This is a genomic window from Flavobacterium helocola (genome assembly GCF_038289885.1).
Taxonomy (GTDB): Bacteria; Bacteroidota; Bacteroidia; order Flavobacteriales; family Flavobacteriaceae; genus Flavobacterium; species Flavobacterium cheniae.
Map to the genome: position 1 here is coordinate 121,040 of NZ_JBBYHT010000004.1, position 22,109 is coordinate 143,148.

General features: G+C 32.9%; 11 protein-coding genes. 8 read left to right on the plus strand and 3 right to left on the minus strand.

The window, feature by feature from the left end; all coding sequences use genetic code 11:
- Window positions 1-55: 55 nt before the first annotated feature.
- A complete protein-coding gene (locus tag AAEO58_RS09395) occupies window positions 56-2,503 on the minus strand; it encodes a TonB-dependent receptor (RefSeq protein ID WP_341683175.1) in 2,448 nt (815 codons plus the stop codon).
- 76 nt (window positions 2,504-2,579) lie between these two features.
- Window positions 2,580-2,921: an arsenate reductase (glutaredoxin) gene (gene arsC, locus AAEO58_RS09400; protein WP_133606617.1), complete on the minus strand. Its 342-nt coding sequence runs from the start codon at window positions 2,919-2,921 to the stop codon at window positions 2,580-2,582.
- Window positions 2,922-2,986: 65 nt separating this feature from the next.
- Here arsC and AAEO58_RS09405 point away from each other — a divergent pair, with 65 nt between their 5' ends.
- Entirely contained in the window at window positions 2,987-3,913 is a 927-nt protein-coding gene (locus AAEO58_RS09405) for a CPBP family intramembrane glutamic endopeptidase (protein ID WP_341683176.1), read from the plus strand.
- Window positions 3,897-4,949 carry an AMP-binding protein gene (locus AAEO58_RS09410; protein WP_341683177.1) on the plus strand — a complete coding sequence of 351 codons (1,053 nt, stop codon included), beginning with the start codon at window positions 3,897-3,899 and terminating at the stop codon, window positions 4,947-4,949. The genes AAEO58_RS09405 and AAEO58_RS09410 overlap by 17 nt, the downstream gene beginning before the upstream one ends.
- A 10-nt stretch (window positions 4,950-4,959) precedes the next feature.
- Here AAEO58_RS09410 and AAEO58_RS09415 read toward each other — a convergent pair whose 3' ends face one another.
- Window positions 4,960-6,579, minus strand: a complete 1,620-nt coding sequence (locus tag AAEO58_RS09415; protein WP_341683178.1) for a M1 family metallopeptidase — start codon at window positions 6,577-6,579, stop codon at window positions 4,960-4,962.
- 117 nt (window positions 6,580-6,696) lie between these two features.
- Between AAEO58_RS09415 and AAEO58_RS09420 the strand changes: the two genes are divergently transcribed.
- The 6 genes from AAEO58_RS09420 (at window position 6,697) to AAEO58_RS09445 (ending at window position 22,009) form a co-directional block, all read left to right on the plus strand.
- Window positions 6,697-7,977 carry a hypothetical protein gene (locus AAEO58_RS09420; protein WP_341683179.1) on the plus strand — a complete coding sequence of 427 codons (1,281 nt, stop codon included), beginning with the start codon at window positions 6,697-6,699 and terminating at the stop codon, window positions 7,975-7,977.
- Window positions 7,978-8,328: 351 nt separating this feature from the next.
- Entirely contained in the window at window positions 8,329-10,782 is a 2,454-nt protein-coding gene (locus tag AAEO58_RS09425; RefSeq protein WP_341683180.1) for a T9SS type B sorting domain-containing protein, read from the plus strand.
- Window positions 10,783-10,793: 11 nt separating this feature from the next.
- On the plus strand, window positions 10,794-11,711 hold the full coding sequence (locus tag AAEO58_RS09430) for a PorP/SprF family type IX secretion system membrane protein (RefSeq protein ID WP_341683181.1): 918 nt from the start codon (window positions 10,794-10,796) through the stop codon (window positions 11,709-11,711).
- A gap of 20 nt (window positions 11,712-11,731) precedes the next feature.
- A complete protein-coding gene (locus AAEO58_RS09435) occupies window positions 11,732-13,609 on the plus strand; it encodes an OmpA family protein (RefSeq protein ID WP_341683182.1) in 1,878 nt (625 codons plus the stop codon).
- A gap of 19 nt (window positions 13,610-13,628) precedes the next feature.
- The gene (locus tag AAEO58_RS09440) at window positions 13,629-19,076 is read left to right on the plus strand and encodes a T9SS type B sorting domain-containing protein (RefSeq protein ID WP_341683183.1); all 5,448 of its coding nucleotides are present in this window, start codon (window positions 13,629-13,631) and stop codon (window positions 19,074-19,076) included.
- Window positions 19,077-19,102: 26 nt separating this feature from the next.
- Window positions 19,103-22,009 (plus strand): hypothetical protein, encoded by a 2,907-nt coding sequence (locus AAEO58_RS09445; protein ID WP_341683184.1) that lies wholly within the window; start codon window positions 19,103-19,105, stop codon window positions 22,007-22,009.
- Window positions 22,010-22,109: the final 100 nt, after the last annotated feature.

Genomic DNA, 22,109 nt, shown 5'->3' on the forward strand with positions numbered 1-22,109 from the left:
AAATAAAAAGTCCCGATATAATCGGGACTTTTTTTATGGGTAATGGATTTGAAAATTATGGTCTTCCCATAAAATCACCTTCTCCACCATCTTCTCTACGAGGTTGTCTGTCTCTTTCGTTTTTCTGTTTGTTGAAACGGTAAGTGAAAGTCAACATTACTTGTCTTTCTCTCCATTGCATTTCGCTATATGAACTAACTACATTTGGAATTTCGGTTTCCATAATTCTTTTTCTTGAATTGAAAACATCACTCACGTTTAAGGCTATAGTGGCTTTGTCCTTTAAAACATCTTTACTGAATGCCAAGTTCATTGACGCTACACCAAGAGAACGTCCCTGAGCGTTTGTTTGAGGAGCATTATAAGTTCCGTTTGTTTGCCAATCGATTTTGTATGGTAATGTTACTTTTGAATTGATTCTTGCAAACCAAGTTAAAGCAACGTTGTCAAAGTTTTGATTTATTGTATTTCCTAAAAAATCAACATAAGAATAATCTCCTTGAGTTTCATTTCTAAATGCATTAAAGTTTCCGTTTAATCTCCACCATTTGTATGGCGTATAGTTTAAATTGAATTCAAAACCTGCTCTATATTCTTTCGCTAAGTTAATAGGAGTGCTTAAAATTACAGGAACTCCATCTACAAATAATCCTGACTCTTTTCTAATAAATTGGAAAGAATCATTTGTAACATTGATATATGCCGAAGTATTGAATGTTAATTTATTCCACTTTTTCAAATAACCTAAATCTATTGCATCTGTTAACGAAGGGTCTAAATCAGGATTTCCTTGAAAGATATTAATATTACTTGATAATGATGATACTGGGTTTAAGAATCGTCCTCTTGGACGGTTAATTCTTTTACTATAACTTAAACTTACAGAACTTGATTCTGAAAATTCATAGTTGAATGTAGCAGAAGGAAATAAGTTATTGTATTTTTTTGTGTTGAAATCATTATTAAGAATTGAATTAACCTCTATATAACTATCTTCAAATCGAAGTCCGAAAAAGTATGAGAATTTATTAACTTTTGATCCATATTGTGAATAAAATGCATTAACATTTTCAATATATTCTAAAGTATTTGAAAAAATAGTTTGAGTTGTTGCATCAAAATCCGTTAAGTTATTTAGAAAACTTCCTCTATATCCTGCTTCAAAGCGACCATTTTTACCAATTGGTAACACATAATCAGCTTGAATTAAATTTCTTTGTTGTTTTTGTGAATTTGATGTGTTTTCAATTTCTAAAGAACTGGGATTACCTAATATTTGATCGGTAATTGTAGCTAATTCATTTTCTCTATTTTGAGAAATTGCAATATCAACTGTTAATTTGTGATCGTCTTTTTTGAATTTTTTCACAAAATTAGATGCATATTCAATACTAAATTCATCACTTCTTTGATCGTTAAAACGATTTCTAGTTGATGTTGGGTTAAATCCAGAATCAAAATTATAGAAAAATACATTATCAGGATTTTTTCCTCTATTTTCTCTGAAAGTTAAGGCGTTTGTCCAAGTTAAAGATTTTGAAATATTAAGATCAATACCAAAATTAGCATTAAAACCTTCACTTAATCTATCGTTAGTTCTTCTTTCATTTATAAAGTTTTTAGTAGTTCCATCAGGATTAAAATATTCTGCATCTACCATTGAATTTCCAGGGTTGTTTCTATAGTTGTAACCAAAGTTTGAAAATAAATTATAATCGTCACTTTTTTTGTTAAGGTTAATGCCAGTTCCATAAGTTTCAGGATCACCAGCGTTTACCATAATAGAGCCATTAACTCCATTTGCTTTACCTTTTCTAAGAACAATATTGATGATACCTCCACCACCTTCAGCGTCATAGCGTGCAGATGGATTTGTAATTATTTCAACTTTTTCAACAGCATCGGCTGGTAACAATTTTAAAGCATCTGCAATATTAATTCCAGCTAATCCAGAAGGTCTACCATCAATTAAAATTTTTACATTTTCATTTCCTCTTAGTGCTACTGTTCCTTCAGCATCAACAGTTACAGATGGTACATTGTCAAGAACATCACTAACTGTTCCTCCTTTAACCATCATGTCCTTTCCTACGTTGTAAACTCTTTTATCAAGTTTAATTTCTACCGTAGATTTTTCAGCAATTACTTCAATTTCATTTAATTGAGCTACATCGGCAGCCATTTGAATTGTACCTAAGTTTGTATCTGCTTTGAATTCTTTTTGTGGAACAGTTACGCTTTTGAACGAAATAAATTCAGCTCTTACGTTGTAATTCCCTGCAACTACTTCAAACTTGAAATTTCCGTTTTCATCGGTTATTCCTCCCGAAAGTTGTTTGGTAATGGTGTTTTCAAAAACAATGGTAGCGTACTCTAAAGGAAGATTAGTTCCTTTTTCAATTACTTTACCTGAAATAGTAACTTTTTTACTATCTGGTCGTTGAGCAAACGTCGTTACACTTACCAATAAAGTTAATACAGCAATAATAATTTTCTTTTTCATAAATATTTTTTTGCAAATAAGACTGCAAAAGTAGCTTTTGGTTTAGCCTTACTTTCCTAAATCTTTGTTAAAAGTACTAAAGGATTTCGTTAATCTTTTCCTTTGGCCTTGCAATTACTGCTTTATTCCCATTTACGATGATGGGACGTTCAATTAATTTTGGATTTTCAAGCATGGCTTGAACGATTTGAGTATCGCTTAATTCTTTTCCTTTATAGTTTTCTATCCAAATACTTTCTTTGGTTCTAACCAATTCAATAGGACTTATGTTTAGTTTTTTGATTACTTCTTCTAACTCAATTTTTGTAAAAGGTTCGTCAAGATATTTTCGTATTTCAAAAGGTTGATTTAAGTTTTCAATCTCGCACAAACCTTCTCTAGATTTGGTACATCTTGGATTATGGTAAATAGTTATCATATTTTCTTTTTTACAAAGAAATAAAAAATAGTACTTTAGTAGCAAACTTAAGAACCGTAAAAATTATGTACATAGAACAATTAAAAAACAAAAAATATAGTTTAGGTAGTTACATTCCAATTCCACTTGGATTTATTTTATTGATGTTTTTCAACTTCCTTATGTCTGATGGAGTTGACACCAATGAAGTTATTCAGCAGACTATTAGTATGATAGGAGTTAATTTAACTTTTGTGGTGTTAGTTGGTCCGTTAGCTTTCGGGTTGTTGTTAGTACTTTTTTGGGTAAAATTTGTTCAAGGACAAACTTTAAGAAGTTTAACTACATCGAGAGCTAAAGTAGATTGGAAACGTATTTTTTTCTCATTTTTCTTATGGGGAACTATCACGACAGCCATGATTTTAGCCCTTTATTACACCCAACCCGAAAATTTTGTTTGGAATTTTAAACCCGAAAAGTTTTTCATTTTTTTAATTCTGGCAATAATTTTAGTACCAATGCAAACTAGTTTTGAAGAGTATCTTTTTAGAGCGCATATGATGCAAGGAATTGGATTAGCCACTAATAGCAGATTAATTCCTTTGATTGTAACTTCGGTTTTATTTGGATTAATGCATATTGCTAATCCAGAAGTTGGAAAAATTGGTTACATCATTATGGTATATTATATTGGAACTGGTTTTTTCTTGGGAATTATGACCTTAATGGATGAGGGATTGGAATTAGCTTTAGGATTTCACGCTGCAAATAACTTAGTTGGAGCATTGTTATTAACGGCAGATTGGACGGCATTTCAAACTAATTCTATTTTTAAAGATTTATCAGAACCATCAGCTGGATTTGATGTTTTAACGCCTGTTTTCGTTATATTTCCTATTTTACTTTTTATTTTTTCTAAAATGTACAATTGGAAAAATTGGAAAGAAAAATTAACTGGTAAATTAATTGTAACTAATGAAATAGATACTGTCGAAAATGATTCCAAATTATAAAAACATACACAATCGTTTTAAAATCAATGGTGTTCATTTAGATAAAGAGGCGCTTTTTCAATTGGCTTATAGTTCTATAAAAGAAGGAGAGGTTTATGAAAAAGAGTTGGGTGAATTTTTATTGGATTGGTTAGACGATAAAGAGACCATACAATTAACAACTTCGGGAACTACTGGAACACCTAAAATCATCACAATAAAAAAGGAGGCAATGGTACATTCTGCAATTGCTACCGGAAATTTCTTTGATTTACATCCTCAAGATAAAGCTTTGTTGTGTTTATCAGCACGTTATATTGCAGGGAAAATGATGATTGTTCGCGCAATGATGCTTGGTTTAGAGTTAGATCTTATAGCTCCGAGTTCGCATTTAGATTACTTATTGTCTCATAAAATTTATGATTTTGTTGCCATTGTACCACTTCAAGCTGAAAATAGTTTAGATAAATTAAATCAGTTTAAGAAGATAATTATTGGCGGTGCTAAAGTATCAGATGATTTGGCTTTGAAACTAAGAGATTTAAATGCAAAAATCTACGAAACGTATGGAATGACAGAAACCATAACGCATATTGCCGCTAAAAGGATAGGAGAAACGTATTTTAATACTTTAGAACATGTCATAATTACTTCAGATGATAGAAATTGTTTAGTAATTGATGCGCCTAGTATTTCAGATGAAAAAATAGTTACCAATGACATTGTAGAAATTCATAACGTAAAGCAATTTAAATGGTTAGGACGTTATGATAATGTAATTAATAGTGGAGGAGTCAAATTATTTCCAGAGCAAATTGAAACTAAATTAGTTTCCAAAATTCCTAATCGTTTTTTTATTACAGGTTTACCTGATGCTGTTCTGGGCACTAAAGTAGTTTTAGTAATAGAAGGAAAGGAGCAAAAAATAGCACCTTCGATTTTTGATATACTAGATAAATTTGAGAAACCTAAAGATATTTTATTTCTAACAGAATTTGTAGAAACGGAAACCAAAAAAATTAATCGTATTCAGACGTTAAAAAATATTAAAGCATAAAAAAAGAAGACTAATTGTCTTCTTTAATTTTAACATAAAACTGATTATCATAAATTTGAAAACTCTTTTTGCTAAGTTTTTTCAGTTTAATTTTTTGTTCTTTTAATGTTGGTTTTAGCCTGATTTTTTTGTCTTCAAAACCAATATCAATAGGCATGTTAAAGTCTTCATTTACATTGTCCCACGAATAATATAAATAGTCTCCTTTGATTTTATAGATAAAAATAGGAAGTTGATTGGTATACAAATATTGTCTAAATACAGGTGTTAAATCTGTACCAGAAGCCTTGTTAAAGTAGTCAATAACAGTATCAGAAGTAATAATTTTCTTTTTGAAAGTTTCTGAATAATCATATACCATTTTCCACCATTTTTCATCATCGCCAATAATGTGTCTTAATGTGTTTAATAATAATGAACCTTTGTAATACATATCACCCGAACCTTCATTGTTCACTCCGTATTGTCCAATAATTGGTTTGTCGTTACGTACATTTTTAGCTTGGCCATTAATGTATTTCATAGCATCATCATAACCTTTTATACATTCAATAAATACTGTTTCAGAGTATGTTGTAAAGCCTTCATGAATCCACATATCTGCAATATCCATACTAGTAATGCTGTTTCCAAACCATTCATGTCCTGTTTCGTGAATCGTAATATAATCGAAAAACATACCAACGCCAGTTCCCGACAAGTCAAATCCCATATAACCTTTTTTGTACTTATTACCATAAGCAACAGCACTTTGATGTTCCATACCTAAATAAGGAGTTTCTACTAATTTATAACCATCTTCCCAAAAAGGATAGCGACCAAATTTCGTCTGAAAACATTCCATCATCGGCTTCACTTCCATAAAATGTTCGCGAGCTTTCGCTTCATTTTCTCTTAACACATAATAATCTAAGTCTAAGTCTGGCATTTTATCCTGAATGTGAACATAATCGGCAATATTTACCGTTATCGTGTAATTGTTAATTGGGTTTTTAACTTCCCAATCCCAACGCGTGTAACCATTTTTCAAGTCTTGAGAACCTAAAAAACGACCGTTTGAAACATTCATTAAACCATTTGGAACAGCTACTTTGATTGAAGCTCCATTGTCTGGTTCGTCTGTTTGTGAATCTTTTACTGGATACCACAGACTAGCTCCAGTTCCTTGGACTGCAACGGCTATAAAGTCTTTACCAGCTTTGTCTTTTGAAAATACAAAACCACCATCCCAAGGAGCATTTTTGGCAATTCTTGGATTTCCCGAATAGTAAAATTTTAATTTATGATTCGATCTTGAAGCTAACTTTTCTGGAAAATCAATAAAAACGGCATCATTATCGCGTTTGTAATTTAATTTTTTAGCATTCCAAACAATTGAATCCACTTTCATATTTTCAAATAAATCTAATTGAATTTTTTGAGTAGGAATTACAACGTCAAAAGTTATTTCATTAAATCCTTTAATGCTTTTTTGTTCAGGATTTATGGTAATGTTTAAATCATAACGTTTTACATCATATGACGTTCTTTCAATGCGTAATCCACCTTGTAACGAATCACGACGGGTAAATTGTGCATTAATTTGTTGTATTCCTAATAATGTGAGGATAACTAAAAAACTGTTTTTCATAGGTGTTGTTTTCAAAATCTAAATATAAGAGTTTGAATTGAAAAAAATGTTACAATAAGTGGTTTAATTTTATACTGAATTAATTTATATATTTGTCTTGTAACTTATAAATGACTTATGCATTTCAAAACATTTTATCTTATTGTATTATTTGGCACTTCATTATTGAGTGGAATATATTTAATACATATCTGGATAAAACGTAAAAATACTAGTAATGTTTTTTTGAAAGAATCTAATGTAGCTTTATTATTAATTGCTTTAACATTTTTTCATAGAACATTTATTTCTGCAAATAAATTATTTGACATTCAAGATTTTTCTTTAAATTATGTAGTTGTTGATAGAATGATATCATCAGTGAGTAATTTGATTTTTCTAATTAGTATATCATATTTTCCTTTGTTGAATGAGGAAAATAAATTAACTAGATTAATTAAACAAAGAGAAAAGTGGTATACAGTTGTATTTATTGTATTTATATTCATAGTTTCTATTTTTACTTTTTTAGATAAATTTTATGAAAGTTTTGGACTTATATCTCGTGTAAGTATTGTTGTTTTAGATGCATTAGTGTCTATTTCATGTATTCTTTTATTAGGATATATTATGTCTTTATCATTATCAGGTTTTAAGTTAAGTTCAGTAGTGTTAAATTTCATTAAAATAAGTTTTGTATTATTTTCTACTACACAAATCATATTACCATTATCTAAAATTTTACCGGAATTATTATACCATCTCTATCCAATATTTTTAGCTTTATTTCTAGTTTTTTATTTTGGATTTGTTATTTCATTCTTTTTATATTTTTTATCGTTAGAGTATTTAATTTCAGCCATTCAAGTTCAAGAAGACAATGTAAATTTTCAAAATGAAAAATCGGAAATTCATGTCATATCCGTTAGGTCGATTGAAATTGGATTTCAAAATAAATTAAATTCATATTTAAAAGTTCAATTGGAGTTATCTAATTTAGAAATTGAAACGGTTACTATAAATAATAACAAAATTTTACATCCTTTTTTATATTGGATACTTTTTTCAATCTCAAAAAGAAATAATATTTCACTCTTTAATAATGATATTTCTGTTGCTAAATTCAGAATGATAGAATATTTTAACAGATATTCAAAATATAAGATTACGCAAGAATTATTGTTTTCTAATGATAATGGAGAATATTCATTGTTAATTAATTCAGATAATATTATTATTAATGATAAAGATATTATTGGTTCAAAAAAATCGTTTTCTGAGATTCTTATAAAATATGCAGAATGTTATATTTCTAAATATGATGCTATAAGTAATCATAATTCCAAATTAAAGTCTGATAAAATTAAATTTTTTAAAGAAAACACTATGCTTTTGATTGAAAATTTATTAAAATTTTAAATTATCAGTACTTGATTTTATTTTATTAAGTAATTGATAATTAGAGTTTTAAAAATTACAGAAAATTACATTTAATTATATCTGATCATTTTTTTTAATTTTTCTTAACCATAAAGATACATTTGAGAGTATTCAATAAATGTGTTTTATATGGTAAAAAATTATGCATATTCTTCTCTGAATTTACTTCATTCCTTTTTAAAGGTTTTTATTAAGGCGTCAAACTTCTATAATTTGACAATTTCACAAATAATACTTAAGTCTTCCACAAAATATGATGGTTTAAGCAAATTATTTGAAAAAGGTCGTCTACATTATTCTCAAATTTATTAACTAAAACTTAATTCAATCATGAATTTTATTAAAAAAATATTGTTTATAATCATTGTATTTTCAAGTTGCAGTTCTTTTAGTCAGGTTTTGATTAATGAAATTATGTTCATGCCAGGAAGCAATTATTCTACTTTAGGTGGAGATAATACAAATTCAACACTGCAGTCTATGTACAATACTGTTGCAACAGGGCATGAATGGATTGAATTGTATAATTCTGATCCATGTAATGCTGTTGATTTAAGTTGTTACATTCTTGGTTCGAATACTACAGCCTCAAATCAAGCAGCTTTTGCATTACCAGCTGGCACAGTAATTCCTCCTCTTGGATTTTTAGTAATAGGTGGTGCAAATGCTCCAAATGTTGATATTAATTTATCTACTTTGGTTGGAACATCAAGACATATTGGAACATCAAGATGGCATTTAGAAAATGGTTGTGGATATATATTATTAGCTAGTCCAACAGGTGTAGTATTAGATGCTGTTTATTGGTCTCAAAATGATTTAAATGATTTAACTGCTGGTACTTCATGTGGAGGAAGTTTTGATAACATTTTGAATGTTCCATCAATTTGTAATGCTTCTTTAACAACTTTACCTCAAGCAAGAGATATAGCTGGTATAGAATACGCTGGAAACTTTGGTCAAACAGCTCAAGGGCCAAGTGTAATTGGAAAAACGATAAGAAGAGCCACAGACGGCAGTACTACTTGGGGATTAAGTTTAACTGGTGGAACTCCTAAAGCGTGTAATGGAACATGTGCTGTAAATTATTCTGTTCCAATACCTACTATTGTCTCAGTTGCAGCTACATGTTCAGCTGCAGGTACGAGTACAATTTCAAATTACAACGCTACAGCTACTTATACATTCTCACCAGCTACAGCCGGAATAACGGTTAATGCTTCTGGTTTAATCTCTGGAATGACAGTTGGAACATCTTATACTGTAATAGCTACTATTGGTGGATGTACTTCTGCAGCTTCTGCATCGTTTAGTAATGCAGCTCAGTTGTCTGCACTAGCAGTTCCTACTATTGACTCAGATGCTGCTACATGTTCTGCTGCAGGTACGAGTACAATTTCAAATTACAACGCTACAGCTACTTATACATTCTCACCAGCTACAGCTGGAATAACGGTTAATGCTTCTGGTTTAATCTCTGGAATGACAGTTGGAACATCTTATACTGTAACAGCTACTATTGGCGGATGTACTTCTGCAGCTTCTACATCGTTTAGTAATGCAGCTCAGTTGTCTGCACCAGCAGTTCCTACTATTGTCTCAGTTGCAGCTACATGTTCAGCTGCAGGTACGAGTACAATTTCAAATTACAACGCTACAGCTACTTATACATTCTCACCAGCTACAGCCGGAATAACGGTTAATGCTTCTGGCTTAATCTCTGGAATGACAGTTGGAACATCTTATAGTGTAACAGCTACTATTGGCGGCTGTACTTCCGCAGCTTCTACATCGTTTAGTAATGCAGCTCAGTTGTCTGCACCAACAGTTCCTACTATTGTCTCAGTTGCAGCTACATGTTCAGCTGCAGGTACGAGTACAATTTCAAATTACAGCGCTTCAGCTACTTATACATTCTCACCAGCTACAGCTGGAATAACAGTTAATGCTTCTGGTTTGATCACAGGAATGACAGTTGGAACATCTTACACTGTAACAGCTACTATTGGCGGCTGTATTTCTTCAGTTTCTACATCGTTTAGTAATGGGGCAATAAATACCCCAGCAATTGCCACAGCAAGCGTTACAGTTCAACCAACATGTCCGGTTCCAACAGGTACAATTGTGGTAACAGCTCCTTTAGGAGGTACTTTAGAGTATAGTATTAATAATGGTGTAACTTACCAAAGTAGTACTACTTTCTCAGGACTTACACCAAACACTACGTATACTATTATAGTTAGAGATTCTTCAACTGGCTGTACATCATCAGCATCATCGCCATTGGTTGTTGATTCTGTACCACCATCTCCGATTGTATCAACGGTTTCAGGATGTAACGGGGCTGTTTTTGAAATCACGGCATCTGTTGATTCTGGTACGGCTACATATGAGTGGTATGATAGTTCATCGAATTTAATAGGAACAACAGCAACGATTGTAATTCCAGCATCGGGAACTTATGAAGTAAGAGCTACTGTTAATTCGTGTACAACTATTGAGTTTGTAACGGTAGATAAATCGCCATGTGTTATACCAAAAGGAGTTTCACCAAACAATGATGGCTTGAATGATACTTGGAATTTATCAGGATTAAACGCTAAGAAAGTTCAAATATTCAATCGTTACGGAGTAGAGGTTTATAGCAAATCGGATTACACTAATGAATGGGAAGGAAAAACAAATTCAGGAGATGAATTGCCAGATGGTACCTATTATTATGTGGTTTCTTTGCCAAGTGGAGAAGTTAAAACGGGTTGGGTTTATATCAATAAAGAAAATTAAAAGCAAGTAAGATGAAAAATAGAATTATTCAAGTTGTTATTTTATTTATAGGTGTATTTGCTTTTGCCCAGCAAGACCCACACTACACGCAATACATGTACAATATGAGTGTAATGAATCCGGCTTATGCGGGAAGCAAAGAGAATTTATCATTAGGGTTATTACATAGAAAGCAATGGGTTGAGATTGAGGATGCACCTACCACGACTACTTTTTTTGGACATGCTCCAGTGGGTAAGAATGTTGGAATGGGATTATCGGTTATTTCAGATAAGATTGGCCCAGTAGAGGAGAATAACATATATGCTGATTTCTCTTATACATTGAATTTAGGAGGCGAACACAAATTAGCTTTTGGATTAAAAACGGGATTAACGTTGCACAAAGTAAGTTTGTTTGATGATGTTTATTCAACATTACCAGATGTTGACGATCCTGCTTTTTCAGAGAATACGAGTAATTCGTATTTCAATATTGGATCTGGACTTTTCTATTATACGAATAAGTATTATTTAGGATTTTCGATTCCTAATTTAATGAAGTCGAAACATTTAGATTTTAACGGAAGAGAATTTGGTTCAGAAGTATCACATTATTTTGTAACGGGAGGATATGTGTTTGATATCAATGATAATGTAAAATTCAAACCATTTTTCATGATGAAATCGGCCTTTGAAGCGCCAACATCTTGGGATTTATCGGCTAACTTCTTGTTTAATGAGAAATTTGAAATTGGTGGAACCTATCGATTAGAAGACAGTTTTGGAGCAATGGTTAATTATGCCATTACCCCAAATATAAAATTAGGTTACGCTTACGATCACATCGTATCGGATTTGAATGTAACAACGCCATCTTCACACGAGATTATATTGTTATTTGATTTGAACTTCCCTAGAAAAGTATCAAGTTCACCAAGATTCTTCTAACCTAAACCGACTAAAGTACAATGAGAAATTTATATGTAACATTAAGTTTTGTGATGGTAAGTGGAATACTTAGTGCACAAAATCAATACACTAAAACAGCAGACAAATTATTCGATAGATACGAATATGTTGATGCAGCTAAAGAATATTTAAAATTAGCCGAAGGCAGTAAAGCCGATAACTACGTTTACAAACAATTAGCAGATAGCTACTACAATGTATTCAATACAAAAGAAGCAGTAAAATGGTATGCTAAAGTAGTGGAGCAAAAGCAAGATGCAGAAACGTATTACAAATATGCTCAAATGCTAAAAGCAGAAGGAAACTTCAAAGAAGCCGACAAACAAATGCAACAATTTGCGCAATTGGCACCAAACGACCAAAGAGCTAAAGCATTTGTGAGCAAACCGAATTACCTTCCAGAATTAAAAGGACAAAGTAAATTATACAACATTGCAAAATCAGACGTAAGTAGCGATAAAACTGATTTTGGAGCGGTACTTACTAATGATAACAATGTGTATTTTGCAAGTGCTAGAAACACTTCAAAAAGAAACAGTAACTTCAACGAAGAGCCATATTTAGACATTTACAAAGCAACCTATAACGCAAATGGAACCATTAGCGATGCAGTAGCAGTAGATAATCTAAATACCAAATGGCACGATGGACCCGCAAGTATCACAAGCGATGGAAACATGATGTACTACGGTAGCGAGAGTTTCAATGAAAAGGAATATGTAAAAGATAAAGCTAAGAAATCAAAGTTTGGTAAAATTTATCTTTACAAAGCTACCAAAGAAGGCGATAAATGGTCAAACAGCAAGCCACTTCCATTTAATAATAAAGAATACGATGTAAGAAATCCAAGCATAAGCAAAGACGGAAAAACATTGTACTTCTCGTCAAACATGCCAGGCGGTTTTGGAGGAGAAGATATTTGGAAAGTAGCAGTAAACGGCGACGAATATGGTACGCCAGAGAACTTAGGAGCTAAAGTAAACACAGAGGCAAACGAGAGTTTTCCATTTATTACAGATGACAACATTTTGTTTTTCTCATCAAACGGAAAACAAGGTTTTGGAGGATTGGATATATTCAAAATGGATTTAAACAAAGGAACTGCAGCGATGAACGTTGGTGAACCAGTAAATACACCAAAAGATGATTTTGCTTTCACTTACAACGCTACTAAGAAAGTAGGCTTCTTCTCAAGTAACAGAGACGGTAACGACGACATTTATAAAGCAGATCCGATTTGTAATTTTAGAGCAGTTACTATTGTAAGAGATGAAATAACAGGAAAAGAGATTGAAGGCGCTTTGGTTGTTTTAACTGATGAAAAACAAAATATTCTTTCAAGTTTTACAACTGATAGTTCAGGAAGAACAGAAACAACATTAAAATGTCTCACTGCTTATATTAGTTATGCAACTAAATCAGGTTATGAAAATAGTGATTTTTATAAAGTTGAAATTACTGAAGATGAATTTGGTATTGATATGGCTGTAGGTATTACTTTAAAACCAATCATGCCTATCATTACAGAGAAAGAGGTGATATTACAACCAATATTCTTTGAGTTCAACAAAAGTAATATCACAGCAGAAGGCGCGGCAGAGTTAGACAAGTTAGTAATGGTAATGAACGAGTATCCAAACATGGTCATCTTTGCAAAATCGCACACTGATAGCAGAGGAAGTGATAAGTACAACATGGATTTATCAGACAGAAGAGCAAAATCTACTGTTCAATACTTAATTAGCAAAGGAATAGCAAAAGATAGAATCTCAGGACAAGGATTTGGAGAAAGCGAACCAAAAGTAGCTTGCCAACCATGTAACGAAGAACAATACGCACAAAACAGAAGAAGTGAATTCTTGATTGTGAAGAAATAAAGAAAATAAGATAATAAAAATGAAAGCTCCTCTTCTAAAGATTAATATAATTGTTATTACAATTCTATTTACAGTTAATTCTTATTCTCAGATTGTTTTGAATGAATTAATGGTTAGACCTCCAGGGACTGTAGCAACCCCTCCAAACGGATTAATCTATAATTCAAGTCAAGAATATATTGAAATTTATAATAGTGGATGTTCACAAGTTAATATTTCAGGATACTTTATAGCAATGAAACAATCTTTAACGGGAACTAATACTGGTGGTACTTATAAAATTCCCAATGTACCAGCTGCTATTTTAGATCCCGGAGAACATGTTGTTATTGGTTCAGCAAATCCTGGAGGTACAGTAGTAGGTAATATAGATATACCTATGGCTGCAGCTGATTATTGTATTTATAATGGTAATTATGTTTTGGCAAATACTGATGGTTGGTGCGCTCTGTATAATGCTTCAGGTGTAGCAATTGACTGTGTGTATTGGTCAAGTAGCGCTTCGAATCTAACTTCAAATACTTCTGATTTCAATCCAGGAGCATTATGTTTACCAACGGGAAGTCCTGCAGTAACATTACAAACACCATTTCAGATAAATTCTTCAAATCCATCAATTCTAAGATATGGAGGAACTAATCCAAGTGCAGGAAGTCCATTGAGTAGACAACAGGATGGTTCAAATACATGGGTGCAAAATTTAGCTAGTTCCATTGCTGTAAATAATTGTAATGGAGGTACTTGTGTAACTCCGTCATCAGCCCCATCAGCCCCATCAGTTACTACACCAGTTAATTACTGTCAAGGGGCTACTGCAATTCCATTAATTGCAACCCCAATAGCGGGCGGGACTTTAAATTGGTATGGAACTAATGCTACTGGTGGAACAGCATCACCAACAGCTCCTATACCAAGTACAGCAACGGTTGGTTCAACAACTTATTATGTTAGTCAAACCGTAGCAGGTTGTGAAGGGCCAAGAGCTCCAATTGTAGTAATAATTACTTCAGGCGGAAACTTAGGTTTATTTTGCGACACTGCCAATTCAACACCAACTTCATTAGCTTTTGATTTTAGTAATGTTGGACAAACTAATTTTTCAATTTCATACTCCATTAACGGTGGAGCACCTATAAATGTTACGCATACAAGTCCTTCAAATTATACTGTAGCTGGTTTGACTGCTGGTGATTCTGTAACTTTTACTTTAACCGCAAATGGGGTTTCTTGTGTTCAACCTCAAACAGTAACTTGTTCAACTGCTTCAGCAGATTGTGGCTCATGTTCTGCTCCAACTTGTCCTATAATAGGAGTTGCAAACTATGGGGTAAGAAATTTTTCAGCAGGTTCATGCTCTAGTTGGTCTCCAGCATTGACAAATACTGTTGTTAAGAATTACTATTTAGTACAAGCAGATGCAAATGGATTTGTTGGATTAATTCAACAAGCCAATGGAAGTCCGGCTTTATGTATTTCGCGTTCAGCTGCTTTAAGACCATTTGCAACTTCATGTAATGTTGCTTCAAACGTAAGTCCATCAGTAGTAAATGCTAATGGAGTAGCTTCTGGATTTAATCCAGAATGGTATGGATTGACACCAAATGCACAATATATTATTGAAGTTACAATTACACTAGGTGTTGGATGTACTTTAGATTCGCTATGTTCTAATTACTATGGTTGTACAATTCCAAGTGCTCCAACAGCAAGTGCTACTATTCAACCTACATGTACAATTCCAACTGGTACTATAGTTGTTTCTTCTCCAACTGGCGTAGGTAATTTATATAGTATAGATGGAATTAATTTTCAAGCAAGTCCAACTTTTTCAGGTTTAGCTCCTAATACATATACAGTAATCGTCAAAAAAACACCATCTGGTTGTACTTCATCAGCAACGAATATTACTATTAATGCTGTTCCTACAATAATTGCACCAACTGCAAGCGCAACAGCTCAACCAACTTGTACAGTAGGCACAGGTACTATAGTTGTTTCTTCTCCAATTGGAGCTAATTTTGAATATAGTATAAACGGAACAACATTTCAAACAAGTCCTACTTTTTCAGGATTGACTCCAAATACTTATAATGTAATTGTTAAAAATTTAACTACGGGTTGTATTTCTATTGCTACAATTGTGACAATTAATTCTCAACCAGCAACTCCTAATGTTCCTACAATTTCATCTGTTGCGGCAACATGTTCAGCAGCAGGAAGTTCAAGTATTTCGAATTATGTTGCAGGAATAACTTATGTTTTCAATCCAGCTGGACCAATAGTAAGTGGAACGGGTGCTATCTCAGGAATGATTAATGGTACTAGTTATTCGGTGACAGCATCAAATGGAAGTTGTACATCTTCTGCTTCAGCTTCATTTAGTAATGTAGCACAGTTAACGGTTCCAGCAACTCCTACAATTTTATCAGTTGCACCAACATGTTCTTCATCAGGAAGTTCAAATATTTCGAATTATGTTACAGGGATTACTTATGTTTTCAATCCTGCAGGACCATCAGTAGTTGTTGGAGGAGCTATTTCAGGAATGGTTACAGGCACAAATTATACTGTTTCAGCATCAAATGGAAGTTGTATATCGTCTGCTTCAGCTTCATTTAGTAATGTAGCACAGTTAACGGTTCCAGCAACTCCTACAATTTTATCAGTTGCACCAACGTGTTCTTCATCAGGAAGTTCAAGTATTTCGAATTATGTTACAGGGATTACTTATGTTTTCAATCCTGCAGGACCATCAGTAGTTGTTGGAGGAGCTATTTCAGGAATGGTTACAGGCACAAATTATACTGTTTCAGCATCAAATGGAAGTTGTACATCTTCTGCTTCAGCTTCATTTAGTAATGTAGCACAGTTAACGGTTCCAGCAACTCCTACAATTTTATCAGTTGCACCAACATGTTCTTCATCAGGAAGTTCAAGTATATCGAATTATGTTACAGGGATTACTTATGTTTTCAATCCCGCAGGACCAACAGTAGCTGTTGGAGGAGCCATTTCAGGAATGGTTTCAGGTACTAATTATACGGTTTCAGCATCAAATGGAAGTTGTATATCGTCTGCTTCAGCTTCATTTAGTAATGTAGCACAATTAACGGTTCCAGCAACTCCTACAATTTTATCAGTTGCACCAACGTGTTTAGCATCAGGAAGTTCAAGTATATCGAATTATGTTGCAGGGATTACTTATGTTTTCAATCCTGCAGGACCATCAGTAGCTGTTGGAGGAGCTATTTCAGGAATGGTTACAGGTACTAATTATACTGTTTCTGCATCAAATGGAAGTTGTACATCGTCTGCTTCAGCTTCATTTAGTAACGCAGCACAGTTAACGGTTCCAGCAACTCCTACAATTTTATCAGTTGCACCAACATGTTTAGCATCAGGAAGTTCAAGTATATCGAATTATGTTGCAGGGATTACTTATGTTTTCAATCCTGCAGGACCATCAGTAGCTGTTGGAGGAGCCATTTCAGGAATGGTTACAGGCACAAATTATACTGTTTCAGCATCAAATGGAAGTTGTACATCGTCAGTTTCAGCTTCATTTAGTAATGTAGTACAGTTAACGGTTCCAGCAACTCCTACAATTTTATCAGTTGCACCAACATGTTCTTCATCAGGAAGTTCAAGTATATCGAATTATGTTGCAGGGATTACTTATGTTTTCAATCCTTCAGGACCATCAGTAGCTGCTGGAGGAGCTATTTCAGGAATGGTTACAGGCACAAATTATACTGTTTCAGCATCAAATGGAAGTTGTTCTTCAGTTGCATCTGCTAACATCGTAATTAATGCACAGCCTGTAACTCCAGTTTTAAATTACACTGTAACCAATACAGTTTGTAACGGAAATACACTAAATTTTGTACTTAATAGTAATGTAACAAACACGAACTTTAGCTGGAGTGCAACGGTATCGAATATTTCAGGTTTTTACAGCACTACCACAAATGGAGATGAATCCAATATAAACAATTTAGTGGCTCTTACCAATCCAGAAGCAATAGGTACTATCACTATGGTGATTATTCCAAGAGCTAACGGATGTGATGGAATACCACAAACAGTGATTATCACGGTTAATCCAAATCCAGTGGTTGAAGTTGTGGCAGTAGCAGACACTTCGGTTTGTTCGGCTACAAGTGCAACGAATAACGTTCAGGTTAATATTTCAGGAAATATCAGTGGAATTACTTACAACTGGACCGCTATTACAAATGGTGTAACCGTAGTAGGAGGCACCACCTCAGGAACTATTACCGCAACATCAACAACAGCGAGCTTTGGATTACAAGTAATTACAAGTAACCCATTAGTAGCAGGAACGATTTATTTTGAAGTTTCATCAGTTCGTAATGGATGTCCGGGTAATACTCTTCAAAGTGGAGTAGTTACAGTAAATCCAAATCCAGGTTTACCAATTCCATCTCCAATAAAAACAATTTGTAGTGGAGAAGATACTGATTTAATAGTTGATGTTTCCCCACTTATTGCAGGAACAGAATTAACATGGGAAGTGTTAACAGTTGTAAATGTATCAGGCGCTACTCCAGGAACTGGAATAGCACCAGTAACGATAAATGATGCGTTAACAGCAACAACCAATGCACAAGGTTATGTAATTTACCGAGTACGTTCAAGTTTAGGAGAATGTCAAGGTGGTTATACAGATTATAGAGTGAATGTAAATCCAGCTCCACTGCCAGTATTAATTGATGGTAATATTTGTATTACAGCCACAGGAGAAGTATATCAAACATATACTTTAAACACTGGCTTAAATGATGCGGATTATGATTTTGAATGGTTTGATACTAACGGAGATATTATACCAGGAGCAACTAGTTCAACTTTAGTAGTTGATGAAGCAGGAACGTATAGTGTAATAGCTACGAATTGGTTAACAGGATGTTCATCAGATCCATTATTGGCAAGTGCTACAGCAACTGTAACAGAAACTCTTCCAGCAACCTCAATGACAGTTATTCAAAGTGAATATTTTAGTGACAACGCTACTATTACAGTAAATGTAACTGGAGGTTCAGGAACATTGATGTATTCGTTAGACGAAGGTCCACTGCAGTCTTCTAATGTGTTTACAGGAGTAAGCGCAGGCGAACATTTAGTAACTGTTATTGATACAGAAGGATGTACATTTATGACACAAAAAGTAAACATAATCGACTATCCAAATTACTTCACACCGAATGGTGATGGTATCAATGATACATGGAACATCAGTGGCTTGAATCAAGCAGATGCTAAGTTGTATATTTTTGATCGCTATGGTAAATTAATAAAACAACTAAGCGCTACAGACGATAGCGAGGGTTGGGACGGAACATACAATCAAGAATTACTTCCGTCAACAGATTACTGGTTCTCATTAGATTACATGGAAAATGGAGTGGCTAAAACGTTTAAAGCGCATTTTACGATGAAGCGATAATTAGAATTAACTTAAAATCACCAATTATGAAAACTAATTTAATAGTATTATTTCTTTTTTTGAGTGTTAACATTTTGTTTTCACAAACTACAGATGATTATAGAAGTGCTACTTCGGGTAATTGGAACGTTACTTCTTCATGGGAACGATATAATGGAACATCATGGGTTGCAGCAAGTGGCTCACCTACATCAACTAATAATATAATAACTATAAGGAATGGACATGTTATTAGTGTAACTGCTAATGTAACAATAGATCAATCACTAATAGAAGTAGGTGGAAAGTTAGTTTTAACTAGTGGAACAATAACCATAGCAAATGGAAGCGGTAATGATTTGCAAATATTCGGCGAATATGAGAGAATTTCATCAACTACGACTATGACAATTAATGCTTCTGCATCTGTTTCATGCGAATCTGGTGGAGTGTATAATCATAATGTTGCTGGAGGTTCTTTACCTACAATAACTTGGCAAGATGGTTCTTTGTTAAAAATTTCAAATAGTATTTCATCAGGTTTGAATCAAAGTTTTTGGAATGTAACCAAAACTTTTGGTAATGCGACGACACTTTCAAATAATAATACAAATAGAATTATGACAATTAGAAATGATTTTAACTTGGAAGGAGGAACTTTTTATCTTAAAAATGGAGGCTTGACTGGAGGCATTCATTCAATTATTGTAAAAGGAAATTTACTACATAGTGGAGGTGTTTTTGGATGGAACAGTAATGCTTCTGATAATACAAGTATAACCAATATTATTGTAGAAAAAAATTTCATAATTTCTGGAACTGCAAGTTGGGGAGGGTTTGTTAGCGCAACAAATTGTAGTTCAGGAGTATTTTTTGAAGGGACAGGAAATCAAATCTTTAGTACAATTTTGAGCAATAGTACTAGTGGTAGTGTAAGAGATAGGTTTTATTACAAAACAATTGGAGGTCCAACAGGATTATCAGAAATTTATAATGGAACAACTCCTCAAGAGACTATTGATGGTTCTTGTGGTGCATCAGCACCTGCCGGTTATTCGAGATGGCCTTCTAGTGGGAATTTATTAAAATCTTTAACAATAAATAATTCTACTGGTGTAACATTAAGAAGTCCAAAATCAATAGGAGAAAATTTATTTCTTCAAAGTGGACTATTAACAACTAATGGCAATTTAACAATGTTTTCTAATGCCACAATTGACAGAAGCGGTGGAACAATTTCTGAAACACCTTTAGGAACATCTTATAATGTAATATATAGTCCATTTTCAAGTGGTTATGATACAAGTGTCGAAATTCCAATAGCAGATAGTGTATTACAAAACTTAACTGTTAACAATGGAAATACAATTACATTAAATCCTAATGTTATTAATATAAATGCTAATTTAACTATACAATCAGGGAACTTTCAAATTAATGAAGACAAAGTTGTTTTTCTTCAAAATCAATATATTAATACAGGAGGCTTATGTACGTTTGAAAATAATTCAAGTTTAGTGCAGGTTAACAATGTAATAAATAGTGGAAATATTATTTATAAAAGAATTGCTCAAGCAAGAAATTTAGATTACGTGTATTGGTCTTCGCCTGTAGCGGCTTTTAATGTAAATAATTTACCAAACAATAACAGATATATTTGGAATACAACAATAGCAAATACTAATGGAGGTCAAGGTAATTGGGTTTCGGCTAGTGGAAATATGTTAGCTGGAACGGGATATATTGCAAGGGCGTCTAATGGATCCTCAACTCCAATTGCTACAACTACAATATTTAATGGTGTACCTAATAATGCTGTTGTTTCAATTCCAATTTTAAGAGGTTCTTATCAAGGAATAGACTATCCAGGAACAAATGGTATTACCATTACACGTTTTAGTGATAACTGGAATTTAGTAGGAAATCCTTACCCTTCATCAATTAATGTAGAAGATTTCTTGAACTTGAATACCAATATCGAAGGAGCAGTAAGAATTTGGACACATGGAACATTACCTTCAACATCAATAACTAACCCTTTTTATGGTTCTTATCAGGCAAATTACACGCCCAATGATTATATTACATACAACGGAACAGGCACAGTTAGTGGTCCGACAGGATTTAATGGTTATATAGCAAGCGGTCAAGGTTTCTTGGTTAATATGTTAGATGGATCTTCTAGTTCTGATAATTTGATTTTTAATAATTCACTTCGTAATAAAAATCACGATAATAGTCAATTTTATAGAAATTCTAGCATTGATAATAGTTTATCTAATCAAAAAAACAGAATTTGGTTGGATTTAATTGATAGTAACAATTTGGCTGCAAGAACTTTAATTGGGTATGTGACAGACGCTACTTATTCAAAGGATAGATTGTTTGATGCTGTTACTTCTGTCTCTAATGTAATACATTTTTACTCAATTATTGATGAAGATAAAATGACAATTCAAGGAAGAACAATACCTTTTGATTCAAATGACATAGTAAATTTAGGTTATTATGCTCCAAGTTCGGGTAATTATTCAATAGGGATTGCCGCAGTCGATGGATTGTTTGATGATAACCAAGAAATTTATTTAGAAGATAAATTAACAGGAATTATACACGATTTAAGACAAACCACTTATACATTTAATACAATTGCTGGTGAAATTAATAATAGGTTTGTACTGCGTTATAATAATGAAACTTTAGATAGTGAGACATTTAATAATAACTCTCAAATATTAGTTATCTCTAATGAAAATATTTTAACAATTAAGTCATTTACAAAAAATATTAAAGAAATTTATATTTATAACTTACTTGGACAAAAAATATATACAGGAAATATGATAAATAATAATGAAAAAATTATTTCAAGCTTAGCAAAAACAAATTCAACTTTAATGATAAGTCTGAAACTATCGAATGATGTTATGATTGTGAAAAAGGTAATTCATTAAAATCAGCACCAACTTCAATTCCTTCTGGTTTTATTGCTTTTGATACTAAAACCAAAGGATTGGTTATACCTAGAATGACAACTGCTCAGAGACCTTGAAC